General features: G+C 54.4%; 1 protein-coding gene. It reads right to left on the bottom strand.

The annotated features are described in order from the left end of the window. Nucleotides 1–202: MarC family protein (locus tag INF73_RS21940; RefSeq protein WP_305038848.1), on the bottom strand; the 202-nt coding region annotated here is incomplete at its 3' end. Nucleotides 203–204 lie beyond the last annotated feature (2 nt).

Below are 204 nucleotides of genomic sequence, written 5' to 3'. Positions count from 1 at the left end.
TCCCGCCGGAAATAGAGTCCGTTTCGGCGCGCAGGTTCAGGAACGCAAGGATTTTTTCAGCGGCAATGTGGAAGTTAAACTTCTCGAGCAGGGCATTTATGAGCTCGCGGTTCTTGATCGCGCGTCGGCGCTTGGGCTCGGTGTGCTTCAGCACCGACATGTAGATGGGGAGGTTGCCCAGTGGATCCATTATCAGGTTCAATA

Source organism: Enterobacter cloacae complex sp. P6RS (assembly GCF_014982245.1).
GTDB lineage: Bacteria > Pseudomonadota > Gammaproteobacteria > Enterobacterales > Enterobacteriaceae > Enterobacter > Enterobacter bugandensis.
This window is presented reverse-complemented; position numbering and strand designations above follow the sequence as displayed.